Raw genomic sequence first — 17,075 nt, 5'->3', positions numbered from 1 at the left:
TTGAGTTAAGCCTACAGCGATATCGTAGGTATTTTAGGGAAAACTAAATTATATGAAAATGAAATATGCATCCCTTGCTTTAGTAATCGCAATATTTTTGACCTCTTGCGCTCACCGATTGGTGGGTACCTGGACGGTTCAAAAATATGAAAGGGTTACGCCGGGTGAACAAGGAACAACCTTGAGCAATATCGGTACCATGACTTTTAAAAAGAATAATACGGGTGAGAAAAAATTAGATTATACTGTATTGGGCATAGAACAATCCGACGCTGCTCCTTTTACGTGGTCAAGCACCGAAAATTATATCACTATTGAAGGCGACGATAGTGAAATTAACAAGACTTGGATTTATCTGGAAAATAGCTCTAAGTTTCAGAAGTGGAAGTCTACAGATGGAGAAAATAATGTTCAGACCTTAGAGCTAGTAAAAGAATAGTTTGAATGCAAAGACCCCTTGAATACATATACTAGGGGGCTAATTTATTGTGATGAAGATTTAGAATACGGGGTTAGACCTTCCTTTTAATTGTTTTTCGATTTTCTTCTTTTACCAGTTTTGCATTTTCCTCGCCTTACTTCATTTTCTGGTGATTTATCATACAATTATCAGAAGAAGGGAATGGAAATTAGCTCTTTAACTAAGAATCTTGACCTTTTCCACCGCTAGTATTACAGTCAAACATTACCGTATTTGAGTTAAGGATACATATGAGTTTTATTGAACTTTGTGTTAACAAATAGTGAGAGTCACTATCATAAAATTAAAAACAAACAATATGAGTACTACAGGAAATACAGTTTTAGGAATTTTGGCAGGCTCTGCTATAGGAGCGGCATTGGGTGTTTTATTCGCACCGGATAAGGGTGAGAATACACGAAAAAGAATTGCCGATCAGGCCTTGGCAACTAAAGAGAATTTAACGGATAGCGCAATCGACCTAAAAGATCGTATCGCAACAAAAATAGCTTCAGAATCCGATACCTTAGAAAGTAGAATGGAAGGTTTAGTATCAGATGTTAGTTATAAAACAGAAGATGTTATCTCCACATTGGAGAATAAACTAGCACAGTTGAAAGCCAAAAACAAAAAGCTTCAAAAGACATCATAATGGGTGTATTCGATTCCTTAAATCAAACTTCTCACAAAGCTGTAGAGATTGGCGAGCAGTATATTCAAAAATCGCAAGAATACTATAAACTAAAAGTATTTCAGCAACTCACTACAATCATTGGTATGTTCTGTAAGATTGCGATTGTTGGGAGCCTAGCTCTAATAGGGCTTACCCTCGTCCTAGTCGCTGGAATTCTTGCGCTGGGCAATTTTTTGGGTAATATGGTCCATGCTTGTTTAATAGTTGCAGCGGTGATTTTTCTTGTGAGCACTTTGGTTTATAAATTAAGGACTAAAATAGATACCCTAATCATTAAAAAAACGGCTAAACAATATTTCGATTAAATGAAATCTTATACCACAATAGAGGATATTAATAAAGATCTGAAGCGACTCAATTTAGAACGTCAGATTGCCTGGGAGGAGATGAAAGGAATTAAACACGAAATCGAGGAAGATTTACGGCCTTACAACTGGATGAACACTGCTCTAACTGCGGGGAAAAAATACGGGATTCTTTATTTAATTCGGAAACTGTTCAGAAAATAAGTTGGTTGATTTGGTTGATGATTGAAAAATGATGCATTCGATGGGAATGCATCATTTTTTTAGGGGTACATTTACTTTATGGTTTGTAGCGAATTATTTTGAAACTCACTTGGGCTAATCCCGTATTTATTTTTGAAAATTTTAGAAAAATAACTCCTGCTGCTAAAACCTATGGTATATACAATTTGCGAAATATTCATATCGGTAGTGCGAATATAGTCACGTGCTGCCTCTAGGCGTACATGTCTAATGTATTCGGTTACTGTTCTGGTATACAATAGCTTAAACCCTTCTTGAAGCTTTGCCTGAGAAAGACCGGACTGCAGGGCCAGCATATCTAACGAATACTCTTTTGATGGGTCTTTTACGATTTTTTTTGCTAGCCCACGTACGATTTTCAATTCAGACCGAAGTAGACTAGTGGAAGGCATTTTATTATTTACAGCCTTATCATGCTGTAGAATATGCATTGATAAAATTTCATAAACCAGCCCTTCGATTTTCATCATGCGAATCATTCCTTTGGTTCTTACTTTTCGCAGCGCCCCTATTTTATCAGCCAGTTTGAGATTATACGCACCAAAATATGCAAAGGCATTGTCATGATCCGTGTCGAGAAAGACCTCATAAAGCTTTCGGTTTAATTCATCAACGTTGTTTAATCTCTTTTTTAAGAATTGCTTTCGGGTAATTTGAATAACGTTAATGGCCAACTTGATATTCTTTGGGAAATAGCCATAGTTATACCCTCCATCTCTACTTGTAATTATCACCGATTGGAATTGCTCTAGCGTTTTGATTTGTTTTTCTGATTGATACCCAAACCGATGCCCACAGTTTCCTTCTAAGCAATAGGCAAAATGTATGGGATTGTATTCCGATGCATCCATGACAAGACAAATCTCATCAAAAAAAGTAATATCATATTCCAAGAGGCTAACCCCCCAATCGAAGGTGATAAAGCGAATGTTTCCTTTGGCAAGATGACTGTTGACATCCAAAGTATATTCTCCCCAGCGCTCTTGTATCTTACCTCCGATTACGCGTTGAATTTGTCGAACGGTTCCTTCAGTACTTTGAGCATCTACTATGATTTCGGTCATGCTGAAACAAGATAAAATATAAACATTGTAGTCAGCAAAATAGTTTTTTTAGTGATAGCTTTTACATAGAACTAAGGTAAATGGCCTGAAAACCTATAATCAAGCTATTTTTATTTCTATTTGAGCACAAAAAGACCTCCGTACAGAGGCTTTTTATCATCAACTAAATCGAAATGTATTAGTTGACTACATCTAACTCATCTAACCTAGGGGTACTTGAAATGATTTAGAGGCCTTAGATAGTCTTTCGATAATTCTAGTTGTTCCTAAGGTTTAGGTAATCAATCTTTCCTTAGCCTAGTTCTGCAGCACAGTATCATTTACCCTTTTGGTATTCAAGTCGAGTTGGCTGTTAAACTCAATCGTCCTGATAGGGAAAGGTATGTTTATGTCCTTGCGATTAAAGGCCTTTTTGATGGCTATCATCCCCGCACTCTTAGCATCAAGTCGATTTTTCGCGTCCGTAGCATCAACCCAATAACGACATACAAAGTTGATAGCGCTATCTCCGAAACTAGTGTAATAAACTTCGATTTCCGTACCGTTGTTTTGATGGTATATGCTGCCTATGGCTTCTTTTACAATTTTTTCAACTTCTTCCAAATCAGACTCGTAACCAACTCCACATTCAATAGCTACTCTCATTTTGTTGGTAAGAGAGTAATTTTTTAATGGGTTTTCAATAATTGTTTTGTTGGGGATGATGACCAAGCTATTATCGAATTCCTTTAAAACAAGACTGTTTAGATTAATGTCTACTACTTCGCCCGCGTAACCCGTTGTTTCTATCCAGTTACCCAATCGTATTTTCTTTCGAAATGAAAGTATGATACCAGATAAAAGATTTGAAAGTGTACCTTGTAAAGCAAGACCTATAACCAAACCTGAAATTCCGGCTCCAGCTAAGAGGGTGTTTAAAGTTTTGCTCAAATCCAACGCACCAAGTGCAAGAAATAGTCCTACTAAAACCACGGCAATTGCGGATATTCGCCCTATTAACTGTGATATACTTTGTTGTGGAATTCTTTTTGAAGCTAAGACGACTACCCATTTACTAATGAAACGAGCTGCGTAGTATGTAACGACCATAACTATTATGGCCACTAATAGGTTCGGCAAATTTTCAATTAGACTGGTCACCCAGCCTTGTAGTTTTTCATATATATCGGCAAAAGATTTTTGTATTTCTTGATTCATTTTTGAATTAATTAATTAGTAATGACGCCTGTTTTGGTTTACAGTATGTTTATGATGCCTTTTCCATATCGCTGACCTTTAGCTGGTCACTTGTATCTTGATTGAAAGCATCAAGCATCCAACTAGCTTTTTCTAATTCCCCAATATAAGCTCCTAGCATGTCCACCGTACCTTCATCACCTGCCTGATCAGCTTTATCAAGTGTTGTTTTCAATTGCATCAGAAGTTTTTGATGGTCTGATAGAATGTCACTCACCATTTCGGTATCTGCTTTAAATGGGGATGCTTCTTTAATCGAAGACATTTCGAGGTATTTCTTAAAATTACTTACTGGATGATATCTTAAGGTTAGAATTCGCTCAGCAACTTCATCAATCTTTATTCTTGCATCATTGTAGAGCTCCTCGAACTTATTATGTAGATCGAAGAAATTTTTTCCCATGACATTCCAATGATAGCTTCTCAGTTTTTGATAATAAACACTATAATCTGCCAGTAGTAAGTTCAACTCGGAAACTACGGGTACTAACTTTTTGTCGTTGATATTCAAGTAATTCATCTTCTTATTTTTTTAATTCATGTGGAACGTGACTTTCACATTCTCTCTTCCTAACACTGCAAAGTTATAGTCAAGTAGGAAAGTACTTTTGCTCATATGCAATTGATATTGACACATATACATTGTATTAGGATTTTCCATTTTGTGCCAGCTTAGAAATTGTTCAAGTCTCTTGAACAGATTAAGAATAAATTGTATACAGCACATTTCTAAATGCTATGGCCACTAATTTTGACGCCGTACGTTATCTATTAATCCTGACAGATAAGTGGAATAGTGTAAATAAAGTCTAGTTTGGTTGGTTAAATGGTTCCTGTGTCCTCTTTGCACGGGAACCATTTTTATTTTAGACGATTCATGCAAGGTGTTAGTATTAGCCCAATCCCGTCAAAATTGTGTGCTATAGGATATGAGTCAATAATTTAAGCATTCGAACAAAACCGTTCCCCTAACCACCGATAACTTTGCTCTCAACAAAACAAGAATTATGTTTACTGAAATTGAGGTTATTGCATTTAGCGTTTTGGCTTTCGGTCTTGGAATTGCTCTTACCATTGTAGCATCTTTTGTAAATCAAAGAGGGGTAGACGAGTTTAACGCGCCACAGAGGCAAATCACCGATTTAGACAAGCGCGCTTCACCTTTTATTAAAATCCATAATTCGGTATTGGAAGATGATAGCGTACCTGTGGAAGGTGTTTCTGTGAGTGGATTGAAAGACAAAATTGAAAGTTTCAAGAACAGAAATAGATTTTACCAAAGTTAATTCTTGCTTTTGGGATGTAAAACAGTAAGCATCCATAAAACAAATTACTGTTCATTTAAAATTTTTAGACATGAGTACATATTCAGAAGCAGTAGGAGAAAAATTGAATGGCCTTTTAGAGAAAACGTATGATGCGGAAAAGGGCTTCAAAAAAGCAGCGGCAAATACCGAACACACCTATTTGAAATCATATTTTGAAAAAAAAGCGCAACAGCGATATGATTTCGGACATGAATTGAAAAACGAAATCAAGTCTTTTGGTCAAGAAGTGGATAAGGGAGACAGTCTTACAAGTAAGGTACATCGCACTTGGATGGATGTCAAAGCGCTATTCTCTTCAGATAACGATGAGGCGATGTTGGAGGAAGCAATTAGAGGTGAAAAAGCATCACTAGATGAATATAATGATGTATTGAAAGAACATACATTACCACCAAGCACCGCTATGATTCTGAAAAATCAAAAGAGCAGTATCCAAAGTGCCCTATCAACAGTAAAGCGCCTAGAAGATATTCACTGATTCGAAAGAATTGGGAAGAACAAAAAGGGAAGCTATGGCTTCCCTTTTTTTATGCTTTCTCTTTTACAACGGTTGAAACTAAATTTTGTTTGTACTGTTTAGGATTACAGCGGTATTTCGCCTTAAATATTTTACAGAAATAGCTTCGACTCGTAAACCCTATGGAATACACAACTTCTGAAACATTCATTTCGGAAGTTCGCAAAAGCTCTTCGGCCATTTTCAATCGAGTTTCACGAATAAACTCACCGACGGTCATGTTATTTAAAAAGCGAAAACCTTGTTGAAGTTTTGAAGCTGAAAGTCCTGATTTGGTACATAAGGTTGCTATTGAGTGTTGTAACTCTGGGGATTCTCTAATGAAATCGCTGATCTCACTAATCTCTTTGAGTTCTTTCTTCAACAGTGTTGAAGCTGAAGTTTTGCCGAATTCCATTTCAAACTTGAATTGCCTAATCTGCTTGGCGAGAATTAAATGACAAATACCTTCGAACTGCATTAGGGTAGATAGATCATCTACATATTTCGCCTTTTCAAGCATTTTAATCAGTTCCCCTATTTCAAGATTGATTTTACCCAAATGAAAGTAGCCCTGATTCGCCTTAAAAGAGTCTAATAAAGAGATGGTCTTCGCATCAAACCCCTCATAATCACTTTTAATTTTTTTCATGTATTTCTCTGTATCGATACGAATAAGGTTTAAAATAAGCCGTTCATCTTTTCGAATCAAGAGTCTACTTTGTAAATCTGAATCATTGCTAACCACAGCGGTTTGTAATTCTTCCAATTTGGTAATTATCGCATCTTCCTTGAACTGGTGTAAACAATTTCCCTGCAAACAATACAGGAAATAAGCCATGCTTTGTTTTTCATCATTCAAATGAATCGTTTTGTTCTCTCTTATTAGTATATCGAATTCCATCGCAATAAGACCATCATCGAAACAGATACATTGCACCTTACCTTCACCAATAGAATGATGGATTTTTAAGACCTGTACTCCGTTTTCGTTAAGAACTTCCCCTTTTAGAAAACGTTGAAGTTCTTTCAGTTCTCGCATCGCTATTTTTTTTCTCGTCAGCATACTCCTTTTTTAATGAAAGCCTTTATTTTGAACTCAATCATCGACCATCAAAATTACTTGGATCTATCCCTAAAGCTTACCGATTTAAAAGAAAGGTTTAACGTTATCGGGTCATTTACAGGCTATTGCAAGAAAAGGCTAAGCAATTAATTTGTAATGAGTTACATTTTATTTCAAATGAAACAATGCTTTGAATGCCCTTTTTGTTACTTGCGGTATATTTCCATTACTATATGTACTATAAACTTTCAAATACCTCAGATAGGGAAAGATTGGAACGTTCGTTCGGAGCATTCTTCAAACACCCGAAACTGTATCGGCCAGAAGTGGTAATAAACGGACATAATGAGTCCAATCTTCCCATTATCACTTCTAACGAGCCAAGTAGTATAAATTTGGGTATTTGGGGTATTTTACCAGAATTTTATAAAGATGATTGGGCAAAATTCCAAAGTCTGACCAATACCCTTACTATTGATGAAAGGCATATTCAAGGTGATTTATGGTACAAAGAGTCCTTGGAGAAAAGAAGATGTCTGATCTTGGTCACTGGGTACTTTACTACTTTTTTGAAAGATGGAGTTACCTATCCCTATCATATCGGGCTGAAATCTGGTGGCCCGTTTTGTTTAGCAGGAATATATAATGTTCTAGAAGATGGCTTTATCACATTTTCGTTAGTAGTAGGTAGGTCTAGTCGCTATATCCGAAAATTTCAAAACCTGGTTGATTGTATGCCAATAGCCATTACAGAAAACCTGATAGACTTTTGGCTCGACCAAACCGTGTCTCTAGAAGAAATACAGTATTTTTTATCCAAACCTAGTGAACAGAAGCTTCACGCCGACCCAATAGCCAAAGAAATTTTTGGTCAAAATATTTCCTATGATAGTATGCTAGAACGCTACGAATATGAAGACTTGCCAACTGATGAATGAACGATCAACTTTTCTTGGCAAGTTGCTTCCTGTAATCCGTTGGAAGGATACCATATGCCTCGAAAAAAATCTTTGAAAAATAACTTCTACTCTTTATCCCTATGGCATAAACAATCTCCGAAACCGATAAATCCGTATTCTTCAAGTAGTCACGGGAAATCTCTAACTTCAATTGCCTTACATATTCATTAACCGATTTAGAATAAAGTACGTTAAAGCCCAACTGTAATTTTTTAGGGCTAAGGCCTGCGCTATCGGCTAAACTACGGACAGAAATAGGGTCAGATATGTTATCAACTATATATTCTGATAATTGATGTATTTTCTTAATATCACTTTTTGATAAGGATTCTGGCAAGGCCAAGTCATTTTCGAAGTTATGATGCTCCATTAATTGCATGGCCAAAATAAGATATAATCGACCTTCAAGAGATAATGTTCTTATAACTCCACTATCATAAACAGAGTTCAATGCCTTGACCTGATCTGCGATTTTTAAGCTGTAATTACCTTTATGTTTAAAGGGTGTTTGAGCTTGTTCATCATTAAAGATGGACAACATAAGGTCATTCAAATGAGTGATATTATTGTTTTTCTTTTTTAAATATTCCTTTTTCAGAATACGAATAAAGTTGACCTTTATTTCCTCATGCGGAGGAAACACAAACGTCTTTTTTGAATAGCGTTTTGGAGCAATAATGATATTCTGATACTGTTCTAAGTCGATAAACTCTTCCGTATTATCTTCACTATACTGAAAAGAACCTTTAGAAATAAAGATAAACTCTATAGGGGAAACACTGGATGTCTTAAATATAATCTTGACATCTTCATAAAATTCTACATCGCAGTCTAAGAGTGAAACGCCCCAATCGAAAGAAATACTTCTTACAACTCCCTTACCAATGGAATTGTCAAAAGTAAGGGTCCGTTCACCCCAACTTTCGTTTAAAGTACCTTCTAAACAAAGATGAAGTTGTTCTAGAATTATTTCGTCTTTTATACTGGTAATTTGAATTTCTCTCATGGGGGGCAACCTCCTTACTACAATATGGTTTTTGTAGTGCAAAGTTGACCCTATCGTTATTTTAAGATTAACAGTATTGAAACTTAAAATAACACAAATGGGTGCATTATCAGATGAAATATTTTGTTAACGAAAGTTCACTATGTATGAATTAAGCGGTTTTTACTTCTCCCGATTTATCTCGTACCTGTTGTACATATTGCTTAGGTGACATAGCATAGCGCTGCTTAAATAGCTTTGAAAAGTAACTTCTAGAGTTAATTCCGATTTTATAAGTGATTTCGGTTATATTCAAATCCGTCGTTTCCATTAACTTTTTTGCTAGTTCAATTCTAGAATTTCTGATATATTGGTTTACCGAACTGTCATACAGGTGTTTAAATCCGTTTTGCAGTGTTTTTTGATTCAGCCCTACTCTTCGAGCTAATGCAATGATATTATCCATATTTTCTAGCTCGGTTTCAATAATGGTGGCGGCCTCACGAATTTTACTTATAGTAGCTTGCCTTAAAATTTTTCTTTTATCGGGATCGGTGAGGTCATCCACATATTGGCGTAAGTGATGCGCCAAGATTTCATAGCTTTTTCCTTCTAGAAAGACGGATCGGGTAAAACCGGTAAGCTCACATTCAATAGATTCTTCAATGCATTGGGCAATATCTAATGTATAATGCCCATTATAATAAAAGAGATTTACACCGTTAACATCTCTGAAAAGGGCCTCTAGGTCATTGTTCATTTCGGAGAGGAAGCCCTCGATCTTTTCCTCGAATAATTTCCTATTGATTTCTAGGCTAAAGATGCAAATCGGTTCATTGGCCGGTAGTATCAACACATTCTCATGCTTATGATTACCTGATAATATAGCACTTTCCAATTGTTTTATCTCATTGATTTCGTTCTTCCCCCTGAATTCATGTCTGATTGTAGATTCCCTGTTAAATATAATCTTCAAAGGTTGAACTGAAGATTCGTTCATCTCTAGGCGAACTTCTTTATTCAACCTGAAATCCATTTCAATGGTACCCATACCGCTATCAAAAGAAACAGCTTTTATATAGCCCGTACCAAGAGTTTCAGGAATGTCAAGACATACTTCGTTGTTATCGGACTCATACGATATCCCTAAATCTTTGGCAATGTCTCGAACTACATCTTGAACATCTAGATCTTTAACCTCAATCTTGGTTTTCATAAAACAGTAATTAAGTAACTAAAGGTAATCTATTTTGAACATGATACCAGCAAGTAAGAAACATGTTTTCCAAGTTAAGTTCAATAAAAAATATCGAATATAGAGTGTTGGTTTTCAATTAATTGAATCGTATTATCATTTGAGTTAAGAATTCAATTGATACCGTTAAACAGAACTATACCGTATCACGATTTTTGTACTGTACAAGAGAGCTTATAGAAAATAAGTTGTTGAATATTAACCTTAAAAACCATATCACATGTTACGTTGGACAATTACTTTTATCATTTTAGCACTGATCGCGGGAGTTTTCGGATTCGGAGGAATTGCAGCTGGTGCTGCTAGTATCGCAAAAATCTTATTCTTCATTTTTATTGTACTTTTTATCATATCCTTGATTACCGGAAGAAAAAGAATATAAGGCCAAATCTTAGAAAGAAAATTAAGTATTAACACTAAAATAAATCAAAATGAAAAAATCACTATACATGTTCCTATTCGCAATTGTTATGATCATAGCAGCTTCCAGTTGCCGGGAAAAGACCACCGGAGAGAAAATTGAAGACGGAATTGAAGAGGTCGGGGAAGGTATTGAAGAAGGAGCAGAGGAAATTAAAGATGAAATTGACGATGCTACCGACGACAATTAGTCTTATCGTATTGAATATGAAAAAACGGGCAGGCATTTAACTATGGTTGCCTTTTTTGTTAAACTAAAATAAAATAATGGCCAGAAAATTAATTAGAAGAAAGAGAATTAAGAAGACGGTAAAAATTGGCGGAGTTATGTTCATTGTGAGTATTCTATTTTTGATATACGTTGCGTATAGCGTTTTTCTATAATCTCTTTCCAGATATTGCCCTTTACTTACTTCAAAGCTCAACCAGGGTGAATGTAATCCATATTGGTTATCTTTCTTACGTATGAAAATGGTTCTTTTAGCATTTTATCTATTCATTACAATTTGGTCTTTAATTAGTATAATTTTTCATGGTTCCAGACCAACCAAATCAATCAGTTGGGTACTCGCAGTTCTTGCCTTACCCTTGGCAGGGCCTCTATTATATTATCTTTTTGGAGTAAACAGACGAAAATTCAAACTTTTCAAATTAAAGCAAACAGAGAGACGCAAGCTTTACGATTCCCGTATTCAAGAATTGAATGATTACGAACAGTTCATTGAAGATTTTGACTCCCAAAAAAATGCCAGACTTTCCCAATTAGTCAAAAGCAATAGTTTAACGTCGGCCTACTCGGGAAATCAGGTCACCCTTTTAAATAGCGGCGACGAAACTTTTGAGGCTATTTTTGAATCTATAGGAAATGCTAAAAAATTTATTCACCTGCAGTACTTTATTATTGAAGAAGGTGCAATTGTGGATAGATTATTTGCACTTTTAAAGGAAAAAATACAAGAAGGCTTAGAAGTTCGAATGATTTACGATTCCTTAGGTAGCTTTTCTTTCCGGGGAAAGGCAATTGAACGTTTTCGGCATATTGGCGTTAAAGCGCATTCGATAATGCCGCTACGATTTGGCAATCTTTTATTTACCCTAAACTATAGGAATCACAGGAAAATTATCATCGTTGATGGCAATATTGGATTCACCGGGGGCGTAAACATTTCAGATAGATACATCAAACCGGAGGACCATCTCGGAATCTGGAATGATTTTCACTTGAAAATAGAAGGTCCGGTGGTCAATAGTCTTCATCGTATTTTTATCAAAGACTATCATTTCTCTGGGGACGAAAAACTACTACTGCAAAAAAAATACCTTCCAGATATATCAAGTAGAGGTGATTCAGTAGTGCAAATGGTAATAAGTGGGCCAGATTCGAAACATCCTGCGATTATGCAACAGTATGTAACAATGATTAATTTGGCCGAGAAGAGCATATACATTGCGAATCCTTATTTCATCCCAGGTATTCCCGTTCTTGAGGCCTTAAAAATGGCTGCTATGAGTGGTGTTGAAGTAAATTTACTTGTTCCTAAAAAATCGGACTCATTAATTGCAAGACTTAGTATGTTTTCAAATTTTGAAAACTTGTTGGCCACGGGCGTAAATATTTATTTGCGATCTGATTTTTCGCATAGTAAGGTCATTGTAATTGATCAAGAAATAGCTTCAGTAGGATCAGGAAACTTTGACTATCGTAGCTTCGAACATAATTTTGAAGCTAACGCATTACTTTATGACAGAATCTTGGCGAGTAGGATCACTGACGAATTCATCCTGAATTGCTCCGATGCAATTTGTCTAGATTATGAAAGTTTTAAACGTCGTTCATCATGGAGAAAGTTTTGTGAAGGGCTTGCCAAGTTCTTCAGTCCCTTACTATAAAAGCAAAGCCTATTGATAATTGAAAAATCAATTACACGGCTATAGAACACAAGACAGGTATTAGAGGGTCTACCCCTGACGGGGCTACTGAACACGACGGTCTTGATTTTTCAATTTTTTTACCAATCCTGAAATACCAGAGACAGACCCTGTTCTGATGTCGAACTTTGGATGAGCGATGAGGGTCATATGGGTCTTGTCTTATACAGCAATCACAAAAAATATACCCATGAAAAATGGTTGGTATCGGTATGTGCAATTAAAAAATGCAACTACATAATAATAAGGTAGTTGCATTTTTTTATGTGACCTCGACAGGATTCAAACCTGTAACCTTCTGAGCCGTAATCAGATGCGCTATTCAGTTGCGCCACGAGGCCGATAATTCCCTGTAAACGGGCTGCAAATATATTTCTTTTTACTTTTAGCACAAAATAACTGCGAACAAAAGAAATGGATTTCAAGAGCTATATACGTGATGTAAAAGACTTTCCTAAGGAAGGTATCATTTTTAAGGATATTACACCGCTTTTAAAAGATAAGGGCACTCTTCAAAGAGCGACGCAAGCACTATTGCATTTAGTTGGTAATCAACAAATTGATAAAGTGGTCGGTATGGAGAGTAGGGGATTCTTTTTCGCACCCTTATTGGCCTCCCATTTAGAGGCTGGTTTTGTTCCTGTACGCAAGTCTGGGAAACTCCCTTATCAAACCATGTCCGAGACCTACGCATTGGAATATGGAGAGGATCGACTTGAGATTCATGTAGATGCTATAGCAGAAGGAGAACGGGTCTTAATACATGATGATGTATTGGCTACCGGCGGAACGGCCGAGGCAGTCTGTAAACTAGTGGAACGTTTGGGCGGACAGATTGTACAATGTAATTTTTTAATCGAACTTGATTTTTTGAACGGAGCGGAAAAATTGAAGAAGTACAACCTACACTCCTTGATGCATTATTGATCCAGGGCATTGGTCGTCACATAATACCGCCAACCCACAATAGCCAATTGCAATTTGGACGCTTTCGAGAGATCCAGCCTTTTTTTGGAGTAGGAGGGAAGCACCACCTTATTCATCTTGGCCAAGAACGTGAAGAACGATTTTCTGAAGGACATCTTCAAATATAAAAATAAAAACCCAGCTTCTTAAGCTGGGTTTTGAGTAGCGGTTTACTCCTTGTTGCTATTGGTCATTTTTTTCGCAATGTCAGCGCCAATAAGCGACGTAAGCAAATTATCGCCCGAGGCTTTACTACTGCCACCTCCTTCAATATAAAACTCGGGTAGATTAAGGTCTTTAAGCTCTCGTGCCACACCCACAGCCGTTTTATAATCCCATTCAGCACGTTCCTGGGGCGTGAGTCCGGCGTTAACCAGTTTCGCGTTCTGATAAGCTTCGGCCTCGGCCGCCACTTTTTTACTTTGTGCCTTAAATTTTTCAACCTCAAATTGCTTCTTTTCTTTAATGAGATTGAATTCAGCAACTTTAGCTTCGGTTTCAGCCGCGATGGTCTTTTGGATCTGCTCTTTTTCCAAGCGAGCACGTTCAGTCGCTTTTTCGGCTTCACCATGGGCCTTCTCTTTTTGGGCACGATAGAACTCCCGTTCGGCCTGTTGTTTTTCAAGCTGTGTTTGGGCTACCTCTTCCTTTTGCAATTGCAAGCGATTGTCAAAAGTTTCTTCCCAATCAATTTCGGTGACTACAGCTTGCACTACGGTGAGGCCGTAGGCTTTCAATGAATTCCCCTCCTCACGAAGTGGACTTCCATCTACCATCTTAACACGAAATCGCTTTTGCTTACTTTCATTGTTCACTACCGTGCGTATCGTGGCACTATCACCGATAATATCTCGTTGCTCATTCATAACATATTCTTCTAGAACATACATGCCATTTTCCAATTGATCTCTAAAATAACGATCGAAATCAGAGGCCTGACCCGAAATGTAATCTTGGGCGTCCATCAGTTTACAGGTATTTTTTATGGATTGATCAATATTTGGAATGATCCGGGAACGAATCATGTTTTCTTCTGTTTTATTGCGATCGGCGACGGACAGAAATTGATGCTCGTCTTCGGTATTGATACTGATTACCACAGAAGTGGCTATTCTTGCTTTTACGGCATCGCTAAACGCCCAATACTTGGCCGCGTCGACATTCGCGTATTCACTTTGCTCCCCTAAATCGCCTTCAGAATTAGGAATAACGTATTTAATGGGTAATTCAAATTGTAGAGGAATGAGTCTTCCCCACATTTTGGTGTTGATACCTTGCCTAAAAACAGCTTTTTGACCACCCCAAGGATATTGAACCGCATATGCGGTACCGGGCTCGGCATAAAAGAAGGCTCCTGAGATGATGCTCAACAAGACCCCTATGCCCAAAAGTTGTAAACTTTGTTTTACAGAGAATTTGGAAAGAAGGGCATTGGTCTTAAAAAATGGTTTGAGTAGTAGCGCGACTGCCCCTAAAAGGGCTATCGCAATTCCAATATATAGTATCATAATGCTAGAGTTTAAGGTTAAAAAAGAAGGGTGTTCAATTGAGTAATTGTAAAGACCGCCCTAAGGCGGTCTTTTTATATAGGCCTATATGATTCTACTTAAGCTATTATCGTGATCAAGGATAACATCAAGAACAATAAAATTTTAGCTAGTGCAATCATATGTAATGGGTTTTTAGGGGTTAATAATTGTTTTGTGATAATCGATTATCCAAATAAGATATATATAAAAAATGTTCACCTGCAAGGATTTAGATCAAAATCGATACAACTGAATACACAATTGAAATCAAAATAACGATATAAGTGTTAATGTTTTAGATGAGTTCTTGTGACATGTTTTAAAATGTAATAATAATAGGTGATTAATGTTATGAAATGTAGTATTTGTAGAGGCTTTTTTGAGGTTTCTTTTACAGACAAGGGATTTTTTAGTCTAAAATTTGATGATTTTGAGCATTTCGTTTCCCACCACAAAAAAACCGACTTTAAAAAAGTCGGTTTCTGCAGCTTGATTGAAGCAATAAAAAGGGGTCTTTTAATTCTTTTTGGTCGTGATTTCGACTACGCCGTTTTTACCTTTTTCGCCAAAACGCTCTAGTGCTTTTTCTCCCTTGGAAACATCGATGGACTCGATTTCACTCGGATCGAGTTGCTTCACTTTCTTTGAAGTGCTCTCTTTTCCGTCAATAACATAAACCGGTTCTTCGTCTCCATCAGTGTCAATAAAGAAAAAGCCATTTCCTTCATCTTCGACTACCTTAATATCATGGTCATCATCAGAATCAGTATGGATAAATACCTTCGAAGACCCTTTCCCCATGTGTACATCCATTTTTTCAAACTCTTCCTCAGAGATTTCCTCCCCATCTACGATAATGAGTTTCTTCCCGTTTTTCTTTGTAATTCGAACATCCCTATGCCGCTCATCACCAGAGTTGATCCATACTTGTCCGTCATCAGAGTCAATATGCACCGAATTGGAGTGATAGGAACCTTTTGTTCCAATGGAAACCAAGTTTTGATCTTGGTCAATATAGATGACAAGGGGCGAAATGGCCTGATCATCGTTAGATGAGTTATAAGCGTTGTTAAACGTTGAACCATTAGCTCCCTTTCCGGAAATTCGAATCGAAATGTCAACAATCTCCTTGGCCTCATTATGATTGACCGTATAGGTAAAATCAATACCATCTTTCTGAAGGTCTTTTTTCATTTTTGTCAACTCCTTTTCCGTGGTATTTTTGTTAATGAGCAGTTCAATCGATTTTCCGGCGACCAATTCGCCAGCTGAATCATATAGTTGATATTCGGTCTTGGCATTGAAACTGAAAAAGAAGAGCGCAAGAAACGGAAGTACAACTAGGGTCTTAAATGCGTTTATTTTTCGTGATGGGATTTGATTGATCATGACGATTCGTTTTTTGATTAATGAATTAAAAAAAGGATTTATTATAGATAGGTTACGCGTATCTACCGACTGTCTTAGCAAGAGGTATTGATACTGTTTTCTGTTTTTTTGTACAACGGAGTTTTGAGTGTCCGCTAAAAACTCCAGATTTTGCATAATGGCTCTTTTGTATAGCCAAGCGATAGGATTGAACCACTGTGTTAAAAGAACGATTTCCATCAAGAGAATATCAAAGGAGTGCCTTTGACGGGTATGAACCTGTTCATGAGCCAGAATGAGTTCTAGATCTTCAGCACTGTGGTTATTGGGATTGTAGATGATGAAATTGAAAAATGAAAAGGGTTTGATATTTTCCGTACTCCTAATATGCACATAGCCATCTGTGGTCGTTCTAATTCCAGTTTTGAGATACCCGAACACGGTATATAGTTCAATGACAAGTTTAACAGCAAAGAAAAGCGTTACCAAAATATAGATATTGAACAGGATGAAGGTCCAAGAAAAAGAAGGTGCATTGAATGGTTGCCCCTCTTTCGAGTTTTCAATACTCATTGCCCCGATATCAGCGGGTAAATAAACGGTTTCGGTATAGTAGGTCAATGGAAGAAAAAGAGCTACAATAACTCCAAATAGCAGAAACCACCTATTGAAGGCGAACAAGGTCTCTTTTCTCAAAAAAAGTTGGTAGCAACTGAGAAAAAGAAACAGCACACATGCAGATTTAAGTAGATAGATAACCACGGTTTCCATT

20 protein-coding genes and 1 tRNA gene are annotated in these 17,075 nt (G+C 36.9%); 11 read left to right on the top strand and 10 right to left on the bottom strand.

Annotated elements, in window-relative coordinates; translation table 11 throughout:
- Window positions 1-58: 58 nt before the first annotated feature.
- The 4 genes from ACKWCA_RS16195 to ACKWCA_RS16180 all read left to right on the top strand — a co-directional run bounded on the left by ACKWCA_RS16195 (window position 59) and on the right by ACKWCA_RS16180 (window position 1,663).
- The gene (locus ACKWCA_RS16195; RefSeq protein ID WP_413979251.1) at window positions 59-439 is read left to right on the top strand and encodes a lipocalin-like domain-containing protein; all 381 of its coding nucleotides are present in this window, start codon (window positions 59-61) and stop codon (window positions 437-439) included.
- 340 nt (window positions 440-779) lie between these two features.
- Entirely contained in the window at window positions 780-1,112 is a 333-nt protein-coding gene (locus ACKWCA_RS16190) for a YtxH domain-containing protein (RefSeq protein WP_413979250.1), read from the top strand.
- Complete coding sequence (locus ACKWCA_RS16185; RefSeq protein WP_413979249.1) at window positions 1,112-1,459, top strand: hypothetical protein; 348 nt, start codon at window positions 1,112-1,114, stop codon at window positions 1,457-1,459. The genes ACKWCA_RS16190 and ACKWCA_RS16185 overlap by 1 nt, the downstream gene beginning before the upstream one ends.
- On the top strand, window positions 1,460-1,663 hold the full coding sequence (locus ACKWCA_RS16180; RefSeq protein ID WP_413979248.1) for a hypothetical protein: 204 nt from the start codon (window positions 1,460-1,462) through the stop codon (window positions 1,661-1,663).
- Between the two features lie 71 nt (window positions 1,664-1,734).
- On the opposite strand, the gene ACKWCA_RS16175 is transcribed toward ACKWCA_RS16180, so the two are convergent.
- The 3 genes from ACKWCA_RS16175 to ACKWCA_RS16165 form a co-directional block, all read right to left on the bottom strand.
- Window positions 1,735-2,766: a helix-turn-helix transcriptional regulator gene (locus ACKWCA_RS16175; RefSeq protein ID WP_413979247.1), complete on the bottom strand. Its 1,032-nt coding sequence runs from the start codon at window positions 2,764-2,766 to the stop codon at window positions 1,735-1,737.
- 297 nt (window positions 2,767-3,063) lie between these two features.
- On the bottom strand, window positions 3,064-3,963 hold the full coding sequence (locus tag ACKWCA_RS16170) for a mechanosensitive ion channel family protein (RefSeq protein WP_413979246.1): 900 nt from the start codon (window positions 3,961-3,963) through the stop codon (window positions 3,064-3,066).
- Window positions 3,964-4,012: 49 nt separating this feature from the next.
- Entirely contained in the window at window positions 4,013-4,522 is a 510-nt protein-coding gene (locus tag ACKWCA_RS16165) for a Dps family protein (RefSeq protein ID WP_413979245.1), read from the bottom strand.
- A 487-nt stretch (window positions 4,523-5,009) separates the two neighbouring features.
- Between ACKWCA_RS16165 and ACKWCA_RS16160 the strand changes: the two genes are divergently transcribed.
- Together ACKWCA_RS16160 and ACKWCA_RS16155 are read left to right on the top strand one after the other, a co-directional pair.
- Window positions 5,010-5,288 (top strand): hypothetical protein, encoded by a 279-nt coding sequence (locus ACKWCA_RS16160; protein WP_413979244.1) that lies wholly within the window; start codon window positions 5,010-5,012, stop codon window positions 5,286-5,288.
- A gap of 70 nt (window positions 5,289-5,358) precedes the next feature.
- Window positions 5,359-5,808, top strand: a complete 450-nt coding sequence (locus tag ACKWCA_RS16155) for a ferritin-like domain-containing protein (protein ID WP_413979243.1) — start codon at window positions 5,359-5,361, stop codon at window positions 5,806-5,808.
- 49 nt (window positions 5,809-5,857) lie between these two features.
- Here ACKWCA_RS16155 and ACKWCA_RS16150 read toward each other — a convergent pair whose 3' ends face one another.
- On the bottom strand, window positions 5,858-6,892 hold the full coding sequence (locus ACKWCA_RS16150; RefSeq protein WP_413979242.1) for a helix-turn-helix transcriptional regulator: 1,035 nt from the start codon (window positions 6,890-6,892) through the stop codon (window positions 5,858-5,860).
- Between the two features lie 194 nt (window positions 6,893-7,086).
- On the opposite strand from ACKWCA_RS16150, the gene ACKWCA_RS16145 reads away from it, so the two are divergent.
- Entirely contained in the window at window positions 7,087-7,830 is a 744-nt protein-coding gene (locus tag ACKWCA_RS16145) for an SOS response-associated peptidase family protein (protein WP_413979241.1), read from the top strand.
- Between the two features lie 4 nt (window positions 7,831-7,834).
- Here the strand turns inward: ACKWCA_RS16145 and ACKWCA_RS16140 are convergent, their stop codons facing one another.
- Both ACKWCA_RS16140 and ACKWCA_RS16135 read right to left on the bottom strand, forming a co-directional pair.
- Entirely contained in the window at window positions 7,835-8,857 is a 1,023-nt protein-coding gene (locus ACKWCA_RS16140; protein WP_413979240.1) for a helix-turn-helix domain-containing protein, read from the bottom strand.
- Window positions 8,858-9,008: 151 nt separating this feature from the next.
- Window positions 9,009-10,052: a helix-turn-helix domain-containing protein gene (locus ACKWCA_RS16135; protein ID WP_413979239.1), complete on the bottom strand. Its 1,044-nt coding sequence runs from the start codon at window positions 10,050-10,052 to the stop codon at window positions 9,009-9,011.
- 259 nt (window positions 10,053-10,311) lie between these two features.
- On the opposite strand from ACKWCA_RS16135, the gene ACKWCA_RS16130 reads away from it, so the two are divergent.
- From ACKWCA_RS16130 to cls, 3 genes are all read left to right on the top strand, one after another.
- Window positions 10,312-10,473, top strand: coding sequence for a DUF1328 family protein (locus ACKWCA_RS16130; RefSeq protein WP_413979238.1), 162 nt, complete (start codon window positions 10,312-10,314; stop codon window positions 10,471-10,473).
- Between the two features lie 49 nt (window positions 10,474-10,522).
- Window positions 10,523-10,702 carry a hypothetical protein gene (locus tag ACKWCA_RS16125; RefSeq protein ID WP_413979237.1) on the top strand — a complete coding sequence of 60 codons (180 nt, stop codon included), beginning with the start codon at window positions 10,523-10,525 and terminating at the stop codon, window positions 10,700-10,702.
- 274 nt (window positions 10,703-10,976) lie between these two features.
- A complete protein-coding gene (gene cls / locus ACKWCA_RS16120) occupies window positions 10,977-12,401 on the top strand; it encodes a cardiolipin synthase (RefSeq protein WP_413979236.1) in 1,425 nt (474 codons plus the stop codon).
- Window positions 12,402-12,707: 306 nt separating this feature from the next.
- Here the strand turns inward: cls and ACKWCA_RS16115 are convergent.
- Window positions 12,708-12,781, bottom strand: a tRNA-Arg gene (locus tag ACKWCA_RS16115).
- A gap of 73 nt (window positions 12,782-12,854) precedes the next feature.
- Here ACKWCA_RS16115 and ACKWCA_RS16110 point away from each other — a divergent pair.
- The gene (locus ACKWCA_RS16110) at window positions 12,855-13,367 is read left to right on the top strand and encodes an adenine phosphoribosyltransferase (protein ID WP_413979235.1); all 513 of its coding nucleotides are present in this window, start codon (window positions 12,855-12,857) and stop codon (window positions 13,365-13,367) included.
- Here the strand turns inward: ACKWCA_RS16110 and ACKWCA_RS16105 are convergent.
- The 3 genes from ACKWCA_RS16105 to ACKWCA_RS16095 all read right to left on the bottom strand — a co-directional run bounded on the left by ACKWCA_RS16105 (window position 13,361) and on the right by ACKWCA_RS16095 (window position 17,074).
- Entirely contained in the window at window positions 13,361-13,522 is a 162-nt protein-coding gene (locus ACKWCA_RS16105) for an SsrA-binding protein (RefSeq protein WP_413979234.1), read from the bottom strand. The genes ACKWCA_RS16110 and ACKWCA_RS16105 overlap by 7 nt on opposite strands.
- Before the next feature lie 54 nt (window positions 13,523-13,576).
- The gene (locus ACKWCA_RS16100; protein WP_413979233.1) at window positions 13,577-14,914 is read right to left on the bottom strand and encodes an SPFH domain-containing protein; all 1,338 of its coding nucleotides are present in this window, start codon (window positions 14,912-14,914) and stop codon (window positions 13,577-13,579) included.
- Between the two features lie 537 nt (window positions 14,915-15,451).
- Window positions 15,452-17,074, bottom strand: a complete 1,623-nt coding sequence (locus ACKWCA_RS16095; RefSeq protein ID WP_413979232.1) for a M56 family metallopeptidase — start codon at window positions 17,072-17,074, stop codon at window positions 15,452-15,454.
- Between the last annotated feature and the right edge of the window lies 1 nt (window position 17,075).

The sequence above is a fragment of the Maribacter corallii genome (genome assembly GCF_047345415.1).
Lineage (GTDB): Bacteria > Bacteroidota > Bacteroidia > Flavobacteriales > Flavobacteriaceae > Maribacter_C.
Note: the sequence above shows the minus strand (reverse complement) of the source record. Positions and strands in the feature narration are given on the sequence as shown.

Bases quoted from the DNA above. Each gene is read 5' to 3' on its own strand.
- ACKWCA_RS16195 (WP_413979251.1), top strand. From the start codon at position 59: ATGAAATATGCATCCCTTGCTTTAGTAATCGCAATATTTTTGACCTCT.
- ACKWCA_RS16190 (WP_413979250.1), top strand. From the start codon at position 780: ATGAGTACTACAGGAAATACAGTTTTAGGAATTTTGGCAGGCTCTGCT.
- ACKWCA_RS16185 (WP_413979249.1), top strand. From the start codon at position 1,112: ATGGGTGTATTCGATTCCTTAAATCAAACTTCTCACAAAGCTGTAGAG.
- ACKWCA_RS16180 (WP_413979248.1), top strand. From the start codon at position 1,460: ATGAAATCTTATACCACAATAGAGGATATTAATAAAGATCTGAAGCGA.
- ACKWCA_RS16175 (WP_413979247.1), bottom strand. From the start codon at position 2,766: ATGACCGAAATCATAGTAGATGCTCAAAGTACTGAAGGAACCGTTCGA.
- ACKWCA_RS16170 (WP_413979246.1), bottom strand. From the start codon at position 3,963: ATGAATCAAGAAATACAAAAATCTTTTGCCGATATATATGAAAAACTA.
- ACKWCA_RS16165 (WP_413979245.1), bottom strand. From the start codon at position 4,522: ATGAATTACTTGAATATCAACGACAAAAAGTTAGTACCCGTAGTTTCC.
- ACKWCA_RS16160 (WP_413979244.1), top strand. From the start codon at position 5,010: ATGTTTACTGAAATTGAGGTTATTGCATTTAGCGTTTTGGCTTTCGGT.
- ACKWCA_RS16155 (WP_413979243.1), top strand. From the start codon at position 5,359: ATGAGTACATATTCAGAAGCAGTAGGAGAAAAATTGAATGGCCTTTTA.
- ACKWCA_RS16150 (WP_413979242.1), bottom strand. From the start codon at position 6,892: ATGCTGACGAGAAAAAAAATAGCGATGCGAGAACTGAAAGAACTTCAA.
- ACKWCA_RS16145 (WP_413979241.1), top strand. From the start codon at position 7,087: ATGCCCTTTTTGTTACTTGCGGTATATTTCCATTACTATATGTACTAT.
- ACKWCA_RS16140 (WP_413979240.1), bottom strand. From the start codon at position 8,857: ATGAGAGAAATTCAAATTACCAGTATAAAAGACGAAATAATTCTAGAA.
- ACKWCA_RS16135 (WP_413979239.1), bottom strand. From the start codon at position 10,052: ATGAAAACCAAGATTGAGGTTAAAGATCTAGATGTTCAAGATGTAGTT.
- ACKWCA_RS16130 (WP_413979238.1), top strand. From the start codon at position 10,312: ATGTTACGTTGGACAATTACTTTTATCATTTTAGCACTGATCGCGGGA.
- ACKWCA_RS16125 (WP_413979237.1), top strand. From the start codon at position 10,523: ATGAAAAAATCACTATACATGTTCCTATTCGCAATTGTTATGATCATA.
- cls (WP_413979236.1), top strand. From the start codon at position 10,977: ATGAAAATGGTTCTTTTAGCATTTTATCTATTCATTACAATTTGGTCT.
- ACKWCA_RS16110 (WP_413979235.1), top strand. From the start codon at position 12,855: ATGGATTTCAAGAGCTATATACGTGATGTAAAAGACTTTCCTAAGGAA.
- ACKWCA_RS16105 (WP_413979234.1), bottom strand. From the start codon at position 13,522: ATGTCCTTCAGAAAATCGTTCTTCACGTTCTTGGCCAAGATGAATAAG.
- ACKWCA_RS16100 (WP_413979233.1), bottom strand. From the start codon at position 14,914: ATGATACTATATATTGGAATTGCGATAGCCCTTTTAGGGGCAGTCGCG.
- ACKWCA_RS16095 (WP_413979232.1), bottom strand. From the start codon at position 17,074: ATGGAAACCGTGGTTATCTATCTACTTAAATCTGCATGTGTGCTGTTT.